Raw genomic sequence first — 16,241 nt, 5'->3', positions numbered from 1 at the left:
AGTCAGGTTCGCCATCGAGGTGCAGGCGCGGGGGCCTTTGCTATCTGGGAAGAACGAGCAGTCGGCAGGGAAATTTAGGCGCGTGAACCTCTGGCAAAAGCGGCGCCTTAAATTTGCCGCAGCAACAAACGTTCTAGCTTGGATAAAGCCTGCTTCATGGCTGACACAGGTAGGGCAATGAAGATTTCTCGACGATGGTTCATGGCGGGCCTGGCGCTGACGGGCGCTGCCGTGCCGGCGGCTTATTTTGGGCATCGTGAATGGACGAAGCCGGACCCGACGATCACGCCTGGCGAAGCGTCATTCGACGTCGCCGACAGGGCCGGGCAACGCTTGGCGAATGCGTTGCGCGGGGTTTGGGACATCCGTTTCGAAGGTCGTGACGCAGGTCTTGAAGGCTTGCCGCTGAAGGGGCTGCAAGTGTTTCTGGACATTGGCCAGAAGGGCCGAGGCGTGTGCGGCTTTCTCGATACGCCCGAACGCTTGCGCTCTGGTGATGGGCCTCGTTACCGAGTTCTTGGCGATCTCGCCGGGGCCGATGCCGCGAAGTTGAGTTGGCGGCTGATCGGCGCTGATGGCCAGATCAGCTATGAGCTGGAAATGATCCTCGATGAAGTCTGGGCCGACTTCGGCAATGCCGGCAGTGGCACCCTCAGCGGCAAAGCGCTACGACTTGATCGGGCGTTGAGCCTGCCAGCGCAGGACAACCGCTTCGTGGCGGTCAAACGCCTGTTTCCCGAATCGCGCGAGCGCACACCGTTGAACGCGACGTTGCTGGCCTGGCTGATCTCTCCTGAACATCGCCTGTTCCACCAGTTGTGGCATGCAACCCGGGACAAGTGGCACAAGCTTCCCGAAGACAAGCGCGAGGCCTTGCGCGGCATTGGCTGGCAACCCGGCCCGCGTGACAAGGAGCGTGATGCCCGAGGCCCGCGCAAGGATCGCAACGGTTCGGGCGTGGACTTTTTCTTCATGCACCGGCACATGCTCGGGACGGCGCGATCGATGCAGGATCTGCCCTCCTGGGAATACTTCCCGCTGCCGCAGCCGGAGTTGATCCGCGACCGCATCGGTTTTGCCCGTTACTTCGATAATCATGACGGCACGGCTTTGCCACCGACGTGGACGGCCACAGGCGATGACGAGTTCAGTCAATGGGTTAGCGACATCAAGACCGCCGAAACTTACGAAAGCAATTTCCAGGTCTGGGAGTCGCAGTACCGTGATCCGGCGTATCTGGCAAAACTCACGCTGGGGCAGTTTGGCTCGGAAGTCGAGTTGGGCCTGCATGACTGGCTGCACATGCGTTGGGCTTCGGTGCCGCGCGATCCCTCCAATGGTCAGCCGGTGCCGTTTGCCCGCGATCCGGCGGACTTCGCCGCACGCTGGTACAGCGCCGAAAACGACTTTCTTGGCGATCCGTTCTCGTCCCACGTCAATCCGGCGTTTTGGCATTTTCATGGCTGGATCGATGACCGGATCGAAGACTGGTTCCGCGCCCACGAGCGTTTCCATCCGGGTGAAGTTACGCGCCTGCAAGTCAACGGCGTGCACTGGTTCGCACCGGGGCGCTGGGTCGAGGTCGATGATCCGTGGCTGGGGCCGATCACCCATGGTTGCAGCACCACGCCGGGATTGCAGAGGGGCAAAACCGTCGAGATGGACCCGGAAACCATGAAACTGGCGCTGCGCATCACCTTCATCACCGACGAGGACAAGCTCGCCGGCCTGTTCCGTCGCGTGCCGCAACGACCGTGGTATGCGCGCAATCTGAAGCCTAAAACCAGCCCGGCTTGAGGGCTGCGTCATGGTTAATTCGCGAGCAGGCTCGCTCCCACATTTGATCGTGTTCCTTCAGCAGGAATGCAATTCCATGTGGGAGCGAGCCTGCTCGCGAAAGCGGTCTGGCAGGCCGCGAAATTACAGCGCCTGCCACCCACCGCCAAGTGCCTTGTACAACGCAATGCTCGCCTGCACCCGCGACAGCCGCAGTTGTACGTTCTGATCCTGCGCCGCATACAACGTGCGCTGGGTTTCCAGCACCGTCAGCAAGTCTTCGGCGCCGGCCTGATAGCGGCTTTGGGCGATGTTGAAGGCGGTCTGCGCCTGGCTCAATTCTTCGTTCTGCCACAACCGCTGCTCATCAAGGCGCCGAATGCTGTTGAGGGCTTTCTCCACATCAGCGAAGCCATTGATGATCGCGCCACGATAGTTCTCCAGCAGTTCTTGCTGGCGTGCCGTGGCCTTGTCGCGTTCAGCGCCGAGACGGCCGTTATTGAAAACGGGCGCGACCAATCCGGCGGTGAGGTTATAGAACGGGCTGCGGAACAGGTCGTCGAACTGGTTGGCGCCTGAGCCGAGCTGAGCCGTCAGGGTCAGCGCCGGCAGCATGGCTGCACGGGCGACTTTGACGTCGGCCTCGGCGGCGGACAGTTGTGCTTCGGCGCGAGCGATGTCCGGGCGGTGGCTGAGCAACTCGCTGGGTACACCGGCAGCGATATCTGGCCATTGCAGGTGATCGAAGGGCTCTTTTGGCGAGAGTTGTTGCACCGGTTGGCCGAGCAGCGCAGCCAGGCTGATCAGCGCGTCTTGCGCTTGCTGCTGCACACGCGGCAATTGCCATTGCTGAGCGGCCACCAGACTTTTTTGCTGGGCCAGTTCCAATGCCGTCGCCGAGCCTGACTCATAACGCGTCTGCACCAGCTTCAGCACGCTTTGTGCGTTGGCCAGATTCAGCTCGGCGATGCGGCTTTGCTCGCGCAGCGACAGGGTTTGTGCATAGGTATTGGCAACGCCGCTGAGCAGTGTCAGCTCCACGGTCGCACGATCGAATTCACTGGCCTGCAGGGTGAATTGCGCACTGTCGCGGGACGCGCGTTTGCCGCCCCAGAAGTCGATTTCGTAAGTGGCACTCAGATTGGTATCGAAGTAATCCACGGCCTTGTTGCTGCTGTTGGCGTCCAGTTGGCTATAGCCGTTACCGCGCAGCAGTTTTTGCCGATTGGCGTTGAGCCCTGCTTTGGCTTCTGGCAGCAATGAACCGCCGGCGATCACCGTGTCGGCCTGCGCCTGACGCACCCGGGCAACGGCCGCCGCGAGGTCGAAGCTGCCGACTCGTGCCTGTTCGATCAGGCTGTCGAGTTCAGGGCTGCCGAACTGCGTCCACCACTGTGCATTGTTGCGGGCGACGCGGGCGGCTTGTGGCGATTGCCACGTCGCCGGTGGCAGCAGGCCGCTGTCCGGGCGCTGGACGGGATTGGCGCAGGCGCTGAGGATCAGGCACACGGTCAACAAACTGAGGCGCGGTTTCATAGATCGATCATTCACTGGTAAGGGCCGTGACCGGGTCGAGCCGGGCAGCTTTGCGGGCCGGCATGAAGCCGAAGACAACACCGGTGATCAGGGCGCAACCGAAGGCGCCAAGCACCGCGATCAAGGAAAACGCCACGGCGACTTCGCTGAGCACCAGCACGCCGCCGACGATCAGCGCCAAGGCGATGCCGGCGATGCCGCCGACCACCGAGAGCATCACCGCCTCGGTGAGGAACTGGCGCAGGATGTCGCGCTGCCTGGCGCCGGTGGCCATGCGGATACCGATCTCGCGAGTGCGTTCGCGCACAGTCATGAGCATGATGTTCATCACGCCGATACCGCCCACCAGCAGCGAGATCGCGGCAATCGAACCGAGCATCAGTGACAGTGTGTTCTGCGTGCGCGCCTCGGCCTGGATCATCGCGGCGTTGTTGGTCAGTTCGAAATCTTTCTTGCCGTTGTGCAGGCGCAGCATCAGTTGTTCGATGGCCTGTTCGGCTTCCTTGACCCGGCGGGCGTCGGTGGCAGCGATGGCCACGTATTCGGGATCGCGGGTGCCGAACAGGCGCACGCTGGCCGCCGAATAGGGCACGGCGATGCGGTCGTCGCTGTCGGAGTCGCCGGAGCTGGCACCTTTTTCCGCCAGCACGCCGACCACCTGGAAGGGCACGTTCTCGATCAGGATGTATTGGCCGATGGGGTTGCTCACACCCTTGAGCAATTTACTGCGGACCTTGTGGCCGATCACTGCAACGGCCGCTGCGCTCGCTTCGTCGGCGTCGGTGAAATAACTGCCTTGCACCACGGGCCAGTTGAAGATTGCCGGGAAGTTTGTGTCGTTACCGCCGACATAACTCATATGGTCGACGTTGCCGTAACGTACGCCGGCCTCGGCGCCATTGACGGGCATGATTCGCTGCACTTGCGGCAGGCTCGCCAGTGCATGGACGTCGTCGAGGGTGACGATTCCCGGCGGCGTGCGCGGATTGGGCGCGGAACCGCTCAGATAAATGATGTTAGAGCCGAATGCGCCCATTTGCGCCATGACCTGGCGCTTGCTGCCTTCGCCTACCGCCAGCATTACCACCACTGACGCCACGCCAATGATGATCCCGAGCAGGGTCAGGGCGGTGCGGAAGCGGTTGATCCACATCACCCGCCATGCCGCGTGCAAGGCGTCCACCAGTTCACCTTTCCAGGAGCCGGTGGCCTCGGCGCCCTCGGCCAGACGCTTGCGCAAATCCACCGCCTGCAAGGCGCCGGGGTTGGCCGTGGTCTGTGCCTCGGGATTGTCTCGGGCGCTGTCGCTGATGATCAGACCGTCGCGGATTTCGATGATGCGTTTGGCCCGCGCCGCCACTTCGCGATCGTGGGTGATGAGGATCACCACATGACCCAGGCTCGCCAACTCGTCGAGCAGCGCCATGACCTCTTTGCCGCTGTGGCTGTCGAGGGCGCCGGTGGGTTCGTCGGCGAGAATGATATGGCCGCCGTTCATCAAGGCGCGGGCGATCGAGACCCGCTGCTGCTGGCCGCCGGAGAGTTGATGGGGGCGGTTGCCCATGCGTGAAGCGAGGCCGAGACGATCAAGCAGGGCGGCGGCGCGGGCATGGCGTTCGGCGGCGGGGGTGCCGGCGTAGATGGCCGGCATCTCGACGTTTTCCTGAGCCGAGCCGGACGGAATCAGATGGTAGCCCTGAAACACGAATCCGAAGGCCTCGCGGCGCAGCCAGGCCAACTCATCGCTGTCCAGGTCGGCAACATGTTCTGCGGCGAAGCGATACTCGCCTGACGTTGGCCTGTCCAGACAGCCGAGGATGTTCATCAGCGTCGATTTGCCGGAGCCGGAAGCGCCGATGATCGCCACGAACTCGCCGGCCTGGATCGACAGGTCGATGCCGCGCAACACATGGACTTCAGGCGCGTCGCCGCCGCCGTAGGATTTGCGGATGTCCTTCAGGTCAATCAGAGGCGTTTGCATTCAGTCTCCGCTGCCGACAGCGGGGCCGATCAGCAAGTGATCACCTTCGCTCAAACCATCGAGAATCTGCACCTTGAGCCGGTCGCTGATGCCAGTGCGCACCTCGCGGGATTCAATGTTGCCGTTGGCGGCGACTATCTGAGCGGTCTGCAGGTTGGCCGTGTCGCTGCCTTGCAATGCCGCGACCGGTGCAGTGAGGACATCTTTGGCTTGATTGGCGACGAAGAATACTTGGGTGGTCATCTCGGCCATCAAGGCGTTGTCGGTGTTGTCGACGTCGAGCAGCACGGTGTACAGCACGACGCGGGCGCTGCCGCTTTTGCTGCTGGCCGGGCTGCCGCCGCCCTGGCTGGTCTGATCCAACGGTTTGGGTGGCACCGGCAGAATCTGCCGCACAATGCTGCTCCAGCGCCGGTGGCCGCCGCTGAGGGTGGTGAAGTACGCGCTCATGCCCGGTTTGACATGACCGATGTCGGCTTCGGACACCTCGGCCCACACCGTCATTGGCGAGAGCTTGGCGATGCGCAGGATCAACGGTGTCTGTTGCTGGGCATTGAGGGTCTGGCCTTCGCGCGCATCGAGAGCGACCACGGTACCGGCCATTGGCGCATAAATGCGGGTGTAGCCAAGTTCGGCCTGATCGCTGCGCAGGCTGGCTTGGGCCTGACGGATCTGCGCCTGGAACATGTCGATGCGGGCCTGAGTGGCTTTCAGCTCGGCGCGGGCGGTCTGTACGTCTTCTTCACGGGTCGCACCGCCGGCGGCAAGATTTTGCTGGCGCTGGTACTTCTGTTGCGCCAGTTCATGCTGGGCGCGTTGTTCCTGTAATTGCGCCTTTAGATTCTCGACGGAGAAGCGCCCGGCATCGAGCTTGGCCCGCTGCGTCGACGGGTCGATTTCCACCAGCAACTGGCCTTCCTTGACTACGTCGCCGACTTCCACGTGGATCTTCTGAATCTGTCCTGAAGCTTGTGCGCCCACATCAACATAGCGACGTGGCTGCAGGGTGCCGAGCGCAGTGACGCTGCTTTCGATGTCGCCGCGTGTGACTTGCACGGTGGCAAATTTATCCCGCCCTGGCGGCATGATCTGCCACGCGGCGTAAGCGACAACGGGGATCAGACAAAGGACTGCGAGCAGGGCGCGTCGGGCGGGGCGGGGACGTTTCATGCAGGGTTCCGGCCAGTGGAAATCGGCCCGTCGTTCGGCTGGCACACGGATTCGGGCAGCGCTGAACGCTGTCGCAGGGCGCGACAGACACGGGGAGCTGTCCTGTAAACGAGGAAAGTGCAGGGGAATTTAAGCGCTGACACACCCAGTAACAGCTATAGAACAGGACTATTTATCGGGCAAAGACAAACGCTACTTTAAATCTATATGAGAATTACTATAAATTACGCACCTCACGTTGCCACTATCTTGCTACCGCTCATCGCGGGGTGATCGATCAGTGTGCTCAAGGACAGAAACCGCACCTTTTGCGGCCGGGAGTCATGTTGGAAAACTACTATCGCGAGCTGGTGTGTTTCCTGAACGCCAAGCTGGGCAACCGTCAGGTTGCCGAGGATGTGGTGCATGACGCTTATCTGCGGGTGCTGGAGCGTTCCAGCGACACACCCATCGAGCAACCCCGGGCCTTCCTTTATCGTACGGCGTTGAATCTGGTCATCGATGATCATCGACGCAACGCGCTGCGCCAGGTCGAGCCGCTGGAAGTGCTCGACAACGAAGAGCGCTATTTCACGCCTTCCCCCCATGGCACCCTCGATCACGGCCAGCGTCTGGACATGCTCCAGCGTGCGCTGGCTGAACTGTCGCCCGCCTGCCGCGACAGTTTTCTATTGCGAAAAATCGAAGGCTTGTCGCACCCGGAAATCGCTGCACAGCTCGGTATTTCCAAGGCTCTGGTGGAAAAGCACATCGTCAATGCGATGAAACATTGCCGTCTGCGGATCAAACAATGGGATGCCCATTGAGCCATCGTCGGTAAATTTTATTTCACTGTCCTCGTTCCTACTCAACAGACGACCTGCTGTCCTGCTCAAGGCCGGTCAGGTCACTTAGGCTTTCCTTTCCCCGCTGTTGAGGGGTTCATCCAGAGGACACTGGAAATGACACAGGCAATTGCACCGCCCATCGTTCACGACCTGATCGGCGTCGGTTTCGGCCCTTCGAACCTGGCGCTGGCCATCGCCCTGCAAGAGCGCGGCCCGACCCAGGGCGAGCTGGATGTGCTGTTCCTCGACAAGCAGGCCGACTACAGCTGGCACGGCAATACCCTGTCGACCCAGAGTGAGTTGCAGATTTCCTTCCTCAAGGATCTGGTGACCCTGCGCAACCCGACCAGCCCGTACTCGTTCGTCAATTACCTGAAGTATCACGGCCGCCTTGTGGACTTCATCAACCTCGGCACCTTCTACCCGTGCCGCATGGAGTACAACGACTACCTGCGCTGGGTCGCCGGGCAGTTCACCGAGCAGAGCCGTTATGGCGAAGAAGTGCTGACCATTGAGCCTGTGCTGCACAACCATCAGGTCGAAGCGCTGCGCGTGATTTCCCGCGACAGCCAGGGGCAGCAACATGTGCGGACTACCCGTTCGGTGGTGGTCAGTGCCGGCGGCACGCCACGTATTCCGCAAGCGTTCAAGGCGCTGAAGGGCGACACCCGCGTGTTCCACCATTCGCAATACTTGTCACAGATGGCCAGGCAGCCGTGCGTGAACAATCAGCCGATGAGCATTGCGATCATCGGCGGCGGGCAGAGCGCGGCGGAAGCCTTCATCGACCTGAACGATTCGTTCCCATCGGTGCAGGTCGACATGATCCTGCGCGGCTCGGCCCTCAAGCCAGCCGACGACAGCCCGTTCGTCAACGAAGTGTTCGCACCGGAGTTCACCGACCTGGTGTTCCAGCAAAACAGCGCCGAGCGTGAGCGTCTGGTCAACGAGTACCACAACACCAACTACTCGGTGGTCGACATCGATTTGATCGAGCGCATCTACGGCATCTTCTATCGTCAGAAGGTCTCCGGGATTGCCCGCCATGCCTTCCGCACCCTGACCACCGTCGAGAACGCCACCGCCACCGAAAACGGTATCGAGCTGACCGTGCGCAACAACGCCACCGGCGAGGTGACGGTGCGCCTTTATGACGCTGTGGTGCTGGCCACCGGTTACGAGCGGCAGATGCACCGCAAACTGCTGGCGCCGATGGAAGAATACCTGGGCGAATTCGAGGTCGATCGCAACTACAAAGTGATCACCGATGAGCGCTGCAAGGCAGGCATCTACATGCAGGGTTTCTGCGAGGCCAGCCATGGTTTGAGCGACACACTGCTGTCGGTGTTGCCGATCCGTGCCGATGAGATTGCCGGCTCGTTGTATGAGCATGGCAAGCATCGTGGACACAGCCGTTCGATGGCGGATCTGTTGTTGGCGACTGCCAGCTAAAATCTGCGGCGCCTGATACATCGCCTTCGCGAGCAAGCCCGCTCCCACACTGTTTTTCTGTGTACGCAGGAGAAAATGTGGGAGCGGGCTTGCTCGCGAAGGGGCCATTTGAAGCAACACAAATTCTGAATCCTGAACCCTTCCTGAAGAGCCCTGTAATTCCCCGACACACCTTCTTTTGCCGGTTTACTCTCCAGATATCGGGGCGTAAGCTTCGCGCGTTTTCATCAATAGCGGAGACCCACAGTGGGTACTTGTTCGAGTGACAGTTGTCGGCCGGTCTTGGTAACCGGCAGATTCTCGGCAAGATAACGCGCCTCTTTTGTGCCGTTGTCTCGCCGTAAATGCGAGCAGCGGCATCCCGTGCATGGCCCGTCCTGGGTCATGTCTGGACGTTCCTTCTCATCGACGCTGAACAGAGCGTGATTTCGACTCATCGTCGAGATCGCAGCCCTATCGACACGCCTGTCTTTTCTGACTGGCGCGCCAAGCCTTGCCGTGCCGGTTTTTCCGGCGGCACAGGCGCGGACGTACCTGCTTGACGGTTTCCCGGCTGACCATAGGGGCAACAGCCATGAAACTTACGCTCAAGGAATTTTTCGCAGGCTTTCTGCGGACCCGCCACTTCGCCCGGCACTTCCGTCGCCTGGCGTTGCTGGATTCCATCAACGACACCACGGTCAGCCGTGAAGTCCCCCCCACTCTGGCCAATACGCTAGTCGATGCTGCCCATTGCGACAGTGGGGCATTGCTGTCTTCACTGGGCACGCATTGCGACGGCCTCACCGACTTCGAAGTCGATGCGCTGCGTGCGCAATACGGCCTCAACGAAGTCGAACACGAGCAGCCTCTGCCATGGTGGACCCACCTGTGGCACTGCTACAAAAATCCGTTCAACCTGCTGCTGACACTGTTGGCGGTGATCTCGTGGCTGACCGAAGACCTCACAGCCGCCGTGGTGATTTTCTCCATGGTGGTGCTGTCGACGCTGCTGCGCTTCTGGCAGGAAAGCAAATCCAACCAGGCGGCTGATGCGCTCAAGGCGATGGTCAGCAACACCGCCACCGTCATGCGCCGTGATGAGCCACGCACTGAAGTGCCGATCAAACAACTGGTGCCCGGCGATCTGATCGTGTTGTCGGCCGGTGACATGATTCCTGCCGATTGCCGCGTGCTCAACGCCAAAGACCTGTTTGTCAGTCAGGCGGCGATGACCGGCGAATCGATGCCAGTGGAGAAGTTTGCGCGTCAGGCTGATCGCGACACGCGCAACCCGCTGGAGCTGGACAACATTTTGTTCATGGGCACCAACGTGGTCTCGGGCACGGCGGTTGCGGTGATTCTCACCACGGGTAACAGCACGTATTTCGGTGCGCTGGCGCAACGCGTGGGCGCGACGGATCGGGCCGTCACCTCGTTCCAGCAAGGCGTCAACAAAGTCAGTTGGTTGTTGATCCGCTTCATGTTCGTGATGGCGCCGCTGGTGTTGTTCATCAACGGTTTCACCAAGGGCGACTGGACCGAAGCGCTGCTGTTTGCGCTATCGATTGCCGTGGGCCTGACTCCGGAAATGCTGCCAATGATCGTCACCTCGACGTTGGCCAAAGGCGCGGTATTCCTGTCGCGCAAAAAAGTCATCGTCAAACGCCTCGATGCGATCCAGAACTTCGGCGCCATGGACGTGCTGTGCACCGACAAGACCGGCACCCTGACCCAAGACAAGATCTTTCTGGCGCGCCACGTAGACGTCTGGGGTGAAGACTCGGACGACGTGTTGGAAATGGCTTATCTCAACAGCTATTACCAGACCGGCCTGAAAAACCTGTTGGATGTGGCGGTGCTGGAACACGTGGAAGTCCACCGTGAACTCAAGGTCGGCACGGCATTTCGCAAGGTCGATGAGATCCCTTTCGACTTCGACCGTCGGCGCATGTCTGTGGTGGTCGAAGGGCGTGGTCAGGCGCATCAATTGATCTGCAAAGGCGCGGTGGAAGAAGTGCTGGCGGTGTGCACTCGTGTGCGCCACGCCGACGTCGATGAAGCCTTGAGCGATGAATTGCTGACTCGGATTCGTCAGGTCACCGCAGGATTCAACGCTGAAGGCTTGCGCGTGGTAGCGGTGGCAGCCCGCTCGATGCCTGAAGGTCGCAACACCTATAGCCTGGCTGATGAAGCGCAGCTGACGCTGATCGGCTACGTGGCGTTCCTCGATCCACCGAAAGAAAGCACCGCGCCAGCGCTCAAGGCCTTGGCTGAACATGGCATCGCCGTGAAGGTGCTGACGGGCGACAACGAACTGGTGACCGCAAAAATCTGCCGCGAAGTCGGCCTGGCGCAACAGGGCCTGTTACTGGGCAACGACGTCGAGCGCATGAGCGATGCCGAACTGTCGGTGGCCGTCGAGACCACCAACGTCTTCGCCAAACTGACGCCGTCGCACAAGGAACGCATCGTGCGCATCCTCAAAGGCAATGGTCATGTGGTTGGTTTCATGGGCGACGGCATCAACGATGCGCCAGCACTGCGCACCGCTGACATCGGTATCTCGGTGGACAGCGCGGTGGACATCGCCAAAGAGGCAGCGGACATCATCCTTCTGGAGAAAAGCCTGATGGTGCTGGAGGAGGGCGTGCTCGAAGGGCGCCGAACCTTCGCCAACATGCTCAAGTACATCAAGATGACCGCCAGTTCGAACTTCGGCAACGTCTTCTCGGTGTTGGTCGCCAGTGCGTTCATTCCGTTTCTGCCGATGCTGCCAATGCATCTGCTGGTGCAGAACCTGCTCTACGACATTTCGCAGATCGCCATCCCGTTCGACAACGTCGATGAGGAGATGCTGAAAAAACCGCAACGCTGGCAGCCGGGCGACGTCGGGCGTTTCATGCTGTTCTTCGGCCCGATCAGTTCGATCTTTGACATCACCACGTTCGCCTTGATGTGGTACGTGTTCGATGCCAACACCCCCGATCACCAGACGCTGTTCCAGTCCGGCTGGTTCGTGGTCGGGCTGCTGACCCAGACGCTGATCGTGCACATGATCCGCACGCCGAAGATTCCGTTCCTGCAAAGCCGTGCAGCCATGCCGCTGCTGGTGATGACCGGGATCATCATGGCGGTCGGCGTCTTCCTGCCGATGGGGCCGTTGGCGCATTACTTCAAACTGCAGGCGCTGCCATCGCTGTACTTCGTGTTCCTGCCGGTGATTTTGCTGGCGTACATGGCCCTGACCCAGGCGGTCAAAGGCTTCTACATCCGCCGGTTTGGCTGGCAGTAACACCACCGTACCTGTGGGAGCGGGCTTGCTCGCGAAAGCGGAGTGTCAGTTGAACGTATTTGACTGACACGACGCCTTCGCGAGCAAGCCCGCTCCCACAGGAGGGATGCGTTCTCAAGGAGGACTTCATCATGCAAGCCATCAACAACCTCAACCTCACCTCGCTGCTCGACACTCTCGTCAGCCTCAGCGCGGCTTTCATTCTCGGTGGCCTGATCGGCTTCGAGCGCCAGTACCGGCAACGCACCGCCGGCCTGCGCACCAATGTGCTGGTCGCCGTTGGCGCGGCAATTTTCGTCGACATGGCCAACCGTCTCGCCGGCGCTGAAGGCGCGGTGCGCGTGGTTGCCTACGTGGTGTCCGGTATCGGTTTTCTCGGTGCCGGGGTAATCATGCGCGAAGAGGGCAACGTGCGTGGCCTGAACACCGCCGCGACCCTGTGGACATCGGCTGCGGTCGGCGCCTGCGCCGGTGCCGATCTGCTGGCCGAAGCGGTGCTAGGAACGCTGTTTATCCTCGCCGCCAACACCTTGCTGCGACCGATCGTCAACAACATCAACCGTCAGCCGCTGGACGTGGTCTCGGCCGAAGTCACCAACATCGTCTACGTCATCGCCCGACGCTCGCAGCAAAAAGCCGTATTTGCCTTGCTCGAAGCGGAGCTTGAACGCAGTAACTACCCGGCCAGCGATGTAGACGTGCATGCCTTTGGCGCCGATGAAATCGAGATCGAGGCGACGCTGGCAACCACCTCGGTCGACGGTGACGAGCTGGACGCACTGGTGGCGCGGATCTCGACGTCGACGCTGGTGGTGCAGGCTTTCTGGAGTCCGAGTACAACCGATTAGCGCTGGGAAATATCCTACATTTCGGAGGGAAAAAACTTACATTTTCACGCGTAGGCATCACTCATTATTTTCCCCGGAGCAGAGATGCCCTGCGTCCTGAATAATCAGTGAGGCATTACTTTTTTCACAACTGTTGGGCCAGGAAAATACCGGCGGCGATGGCCAAAAGTATGGGGGCTTCAGTTGTCGGAATAAGCCATGGTTTATTTGTTACAGCGATAAGCCAGATTGCCGCTCGTGAGTTATTTGGGAAGCCAGGCCGCTGGGCCTGATAAATAACTATCCCTAGAGATGCCTACGATGAATAAGTTTTTCGCTGTGACTACCGCTGCTGTTGCCATGAGTCTTGCTTCTTTCGCCAATGCTGCGCCAGCAACCGGCAACCCAGGCACCGTGCGTTTTATCGGTGAAATCGTTTCCGGTGCATGTGGTATCGACGCCAGCTCCCTTGATCAAACTGTTTCGCTGGGTCAGGTCCCATCGAACCGTTTCAAGGCTACGGGTGATCGCTCCGACCCGGTCAAGTTCGACATCGTCCTGACCGACTGCGACACCACCACCCAGAAGAACGCCCGCTTCACCTTCAGCGGCGTGCAGGATCCATCGGTTCCTGCACTGTTCGCCACCACTGGCCTGGCCCAGAACGTCGGCATTCGCCTGCAGGCAAGCGCCGGTGAAATGCTCGATAACGGCAAGGAGCAGGTTGCGCCAGTCGTTCTGCAAGACGGCAACAACACCGTGACCTTCGCGGCGATGTACGAAGCCACCGCGGCTGCTGTGACCACCGGTGAAGCGGACAGCGTTGCCAACTTCACCGTTGCCTACAACTGATACGCCCGTATTGATTGTTTTAAGAAAAAGGGGCGATAGCCCCTTTTTTCTTATCTGTCAGAGCACTGTTTAAAGGGTATTGCCCGTGTACTGCCGCACACTTTTCGTGTCTTGCGTATTGATCCTCTCTGCGCGCTATTCAAATGCCGTGGAGTTCAATTCGGAGTTTCTGAATATTGATCGTAAAGACAATATCAGCCTCGGACAGTTTACCCATGCCCAATACACAGTACCCGGCAGTTACTTGCTGGACATTACTGTCAATCAGCGTTACTTCGGCAGCCGTTCCATAGAATTCAAAAGTGCTGACGATCCGCAGGAAAGTTACGCCTGCCTGCCGGAAGAACTGGTGGCGATGTTCGGTTTGAAACCGGAGGTGTTGAAGGGCCTGCCAAGGCTGGCTGACGGCCAGTGCGTTGATTTGCGCGGGATCGACAACGCCAGCATCAAGTACATCAAAAGTCTGGGCCGACTTTCGATCAGTCTGCCGCAGGCGACGTTCGAATATGACGATCCCAATTACATTCCCCCGGCTGCCTGGAGCGAGGGGCTGGACGGTGCATTGCTCGATTACCGGGTGATCGCCAACAGCCGCCAGTCCACGGCGTCCGGTGATTCCCGCTCGTTGCAAAGTTACGGCACCGCCGGGGTGAACATTGACGCCTGGCGGATTCGTGCCGATTACCAGGCCCGGCAAGAGTCCGGTCAGCAGAGCGGTGACATCAACAGCAAAGCGTTCCAGTTGAACCGTCTCTATGCCTATCGCGCCTTGCCGGCCATTCGCTCGAAGCTATCGGTGGGCGAAGATTATTTGAACTCCGATGTGTTCGATACGTTTGCCCTGCGTGGAGCCACGTTGAGCAGCGACGACCGCATGTTACCGCCCAGTCTGCGCGGTTATGCGCCGTTGATCAGTGGTTTGGCGCGGACCAACGCGACCGTGACCGTGTCGCAGCAGGGCCGAGTGTTGTACTCGACCACGGTCACGCCTGGCGCATTCAGCCTTCAGGATTTGAACAGCAGCGCCCAGGGCACGCTGGATGTCACCGTGCGCGAAGAGGACGGTACCGAACAGACCTTCACGGTCACCACGGCGGCGGTACCGTTTTTGTCCCGCGAGGGCGAGTTGCGCTACAAGGTCTCGGCCGGGCAGCCGCGGCTCAACGGTGCCGGCGGCACCGAGCCCGGGTTTATTGCTTCAGAGTTGGCCTACGGTTTGCCACGGGACTGGACGGTGTATGGCGGCGTGCTTGCAGCCTCGGATTACCTGTCGGATGCCATCGGCGTCGGCAAGGATCTGGGCGTGTTCGGCGCGTTGTCGGCAGATGTCACCACCTCGCGGGCCAAGTTGCGCTGGAGTGGCGAAACGGTGGTGGGTAACTCGTACCGGATCAACTATTCCAAGCGTTTTGATGCCATTGGCACAGACCTGCGGTTTCTCGGTTATCGCTTTTCAGACAAGACGTTTACCAACTTCTCGCAGTTTGTCGGCGACCCTGATTCCTACTCGCTGAACTCGGGTAAACAGCGCTATTCGGTGACGCTGGCCAAGCATTTTTCCTGGCTGTCGACGAGTGTCTCCTACGACCATTCCACCTATTGGGACGCGGCGCCCTCCGAGCGTTTCGGTCTGTCGCTGGCGCGCAGTTTTTCAATCGGCAACGTCAAGAACATCAATGCCAACCTGTCCGCGTATCAAACCCGCAATACGCGGCAGAACGACTCGCAGATCTATCTCGGGGTTTCCATTCCGCTGGGCGGTAACTCGATGCTGTCGAGCAACATGCAGCGCTCGGGGACCGGGGCGTCGTCGGGCAACGTCGGGTATAGCCACGACGACGGCGATGGCCTGAATTATCAGGTGTATGGCGGGATCGGTGATAACCGCTACGTCAATGCTTATGTCGGCAAACGAGCATCCACCTATCGGGCCAACGCTTCTGCTACCACCGATGGCAGCACCTACCGTTCGCTGACCGGCGAGTTCGACAGTTCGCTGGTCGCCACCCGCTATGGCGTGTCGGCCCATGGCAACGGTTCGAATGGCGATACCCGTTTGCTGGTATCGACCGATGGCGTGCCGGACGTGGCGTTCAGTGGTCAGACACGCTCCAACCAGGCCGGTTACGCGGTGATGGACGGTTTGCCATCGTTCCAGGCCTATGAAGCGCGGATCAACATGGAAAAATTGCCGCTCAACACCGAAGTCTCAAACCCGATCCAGCGTCTGGCGCTGACCGAGGGCGCTATCGGCTATGTGAATTTTTCCACCGCCCGTGGGCATAACGCCTACGTGACGTTGACCCGATCTGATGGCAAACCGGTGCCTTTCGGCGCGTCGGTACAGGACAAACACACAAACAAGGAAGTGGGCATCGTCGGTGAAGGCGGGGTGACTTATCTGCTGGGCGTCAAAGCGCAGGCTGAGTTGGTCGCGGTGTGGGACGACGTCAATCGTTGTGCCTTGGCCGCACTGCCTGAAGAAGACGTCGTGACCAACATCGCCAAACCCGTGCGCTGCCTTTAATCCGGGCCTGAACCTGACC

At 60.1% G+C, this 16,241-nt stretch carries 10 protein-coding genes; 7 read left to right on the top strand and 3 right to left on the bottom strand.

Going from position 1 to position 16,241, the window contains the following annotated elements; genetic code table 11:
• Window positions 1-177 precede the first annotated feature (177 nt).
• The gene (locus K5E40_RS24085; protein WP_221732943.1) at window positions 178-1,797 is read left to right on the top strand and encodes a PvdJ/PvdD/PvdP-like protein; all 1,620 of its coding nucleotides are present in this window, start codon (window positions 178-180) and stop codon (window positions 1,795-1,797) included.
• Between the two features lie 123 nt (window positions 1,798-1,920).
• On the opposite strand, the gene K5E40_RS24080 is transcribed toward K5E40_RS24085, so the two are convergent.
• The 3 genes from K5E40_RS24080 to K5E40_RS24070 are packed head-to-tail and all read right to left on the bottom strand — an operon-like array spanning window position 1,921 to window position 6,463.
• Window positions 1,921-3,312, bottom strand: coding sequence for an efflux transporter outer membrane subunit (locus tag K5E40_RS24080; protein WP_221732942.1), 1,392 nt, complete (start codon window positions 3,310-3,312; stop codon window positions 1,921-1,923).
• 7 nt (window positions 3,313-3,319) lie between these two features.
• A complete protein-coding gene (locus K5E40_RS24075) occupies window positions 3,320-5,293 on the bottom strand; it encodes a MacB family efflux pump subunit (protein WP_221732941.1) in 1,974 nt (657 codons plus the stop codon).
• Entirely contained in the window at window positions 5,294-6,463 is a 1,170-nt protein-coding gene (locus tag K5E40_RS24070; RefSeq protein WP_221732940.1) for an efflux RND transporter periplasmic adaptor subunit, read from the bottom strand. It abuts the gene before it with no gap.
• A 323-nt stretch (window positions 6,464-6,786) separates the two neighbouring features.
• On the opposite strand from K5E40_RS24070, the gene K5E40_RS24065 reads away from it, so the two are divergent.
• The 6 genes from K5E40_RS24065 (at window position 6,787) to K5E40_RS24040 (ending at window position 16,222) form a co-directional block, all read left to right on the top strand.
• On the top strand, window positions 6,787-7,269 hold the full coding sequence (locus tag K5E40_RS24065) for a sigma-70 family RNA polymerase sigma factor (RefSeq protein ID WP_311775979.1): 483 nt from the start codon (window positions 6,787-6,789) through the stop codon (window positions 7,267-7,269).
• Window positions 7,270-7,404: 135 nt separating this feature from the next.
• On the top strand, window positions 7,405-8,742 hold the full coding sequence (locus K5E40_RS24060; protein WP_221732939.1) for a lysine N(6)-hydroxylase/L-ornithine N(5)-oxygenase family protein: 1,338 nt from the start codon (window positions 7,405-7,407) through the stop codon (window positions 8,740-8,742).
• A 574-nt stretch (window positions 8,743-9,316) separates the two neighbouring features.
• Window positions 9,317-12,016, top strand: coding sequence for a magnesium-translocating P-type ATPase (gene mgtA / locus K5E40_RS24055; RefSeq protein WP_221732938.1), 2,700 nt, complete (start codon window positions 9,317-9,319; stop codon window positions 12,014-12,016).
• Window positions 12,017-12,147: 131 nt separating this feature from the next.
• On the top strand, window positions 12,148-12,864 hold the full coding sequence (locus K5E40_RS24050; RefSeq protein WP_123533034.1) for an MgtC/SapB family protein: 717 nt from the start codon (window positions 12,148-12,150) through the stop codon (window positions 12,862-12,864).
• A 300-nt stretch (window positions 12,865-13,164) separates the two neighbouring features.
• Window positions 13,165-13,695, top strand: coding sequence for a fimbrial protein (locus K5E40_RS24045; RefSeq protein WP_221732937.1), 531 nt, complete (start codon window positions 13,165-13,167; stop codon window positions 13,693-13,695).
• Window positions 13,696-13,780: 85 nt separating this feature from the next.
• Window positions 13,781-16,222, top strand: coding sequence for a fimbria/pilus outer membrane usher protein (locus tag K5E40_RS24040; RefSeq protein WP_311775978.1), 2,442 nt, complete (start codon window positions 13,781-13,783; stop codon window positions 16,220-16,222).
• The last annotated feature ends 19 nt before the right edge of the window (window positions 16,223-16,241 follow it).

The organism is Pseudomonas baetica (assembly GCF_019733355.1).
GTDB lineage: Bacteria > Pseudomonadota > Gammaproteobacteria > Pseudomonadales > Pseudomonadaceae > Aquipseudomonas > Aquipseudomonas baetica_A.
Note: the sequence above shows the minus strand (reverse complement) of the source record. Positions and strands in the feature narration are given on the sequence as shown.

Excerpts from the sequence above, each read along its gene's own strand:
- K5E40_RS24070 (WP_221732940.1), bottom strand. The coding sequence starts at position 6,463 with ATGAAACGTCCCCGCCCCGCCCGACGCGCCCTGCTCGCAGTCCTTTGT.
- mgtA (WP_221732938.1), top strand. The coding sequence starts at position 9,317 with ATGAAACTTACGCTCAAGGAATTTTTCGCAGGCTTTCTGCGGACCCGC.
- K5E40_RS24075 (WP_221732941.1), bottom strand. The coding sequence starts at position 5,293 with ATGCAAACGCCTCTGATTGACCTGAAGGACATCCGCAAATCCTACGGC.
- K5E40_RS24050 (WP_123533034.1), top strand. The coding sequence starts at position 12,148 with ATGCAAGCCATCAACAACCTCAACCTCACCTCGCTGCTCGACACTCTC.
- K5E40_RS24045 (WP_221732937.1), top strand. The coding sequence starts at position 13,165 with ATGAATAAGTTTTTCGCTGTGACTACCGCTGCTGTTGCCATGAGTCTT.
- K5E40_RS24080 (WP_221732942.1), bottom strand. The coding sequence starts at position 3,312 with ATGAAACCGCGCCTCAGTTTGTTGACCGTGTGCCTGATCCTCAGCGCC.
- K5E40_RS24085 (WP_221732943.1), top strand. The coding sequence starts at position 178 with ATGAAGATTTCTCGACGATGGTTCATGGCGGGCCTGGCGCTGACGGGC.
- K5E40_RS24060 (WP_221732939.1), top strand. The coding sequence starts at position 7,405 with ATGACACAGGCAATTGCACCGCCCATCGTTCACGACCTGATCGGCGTC.
- K5E40_RS24065 (WP_311775979.1), top strand. The coding sequence starts at position 6,787 with ATGTTGGAAAACTACTATCGCGAGCTGGTGTGTTTCCTGAACGCCAAG.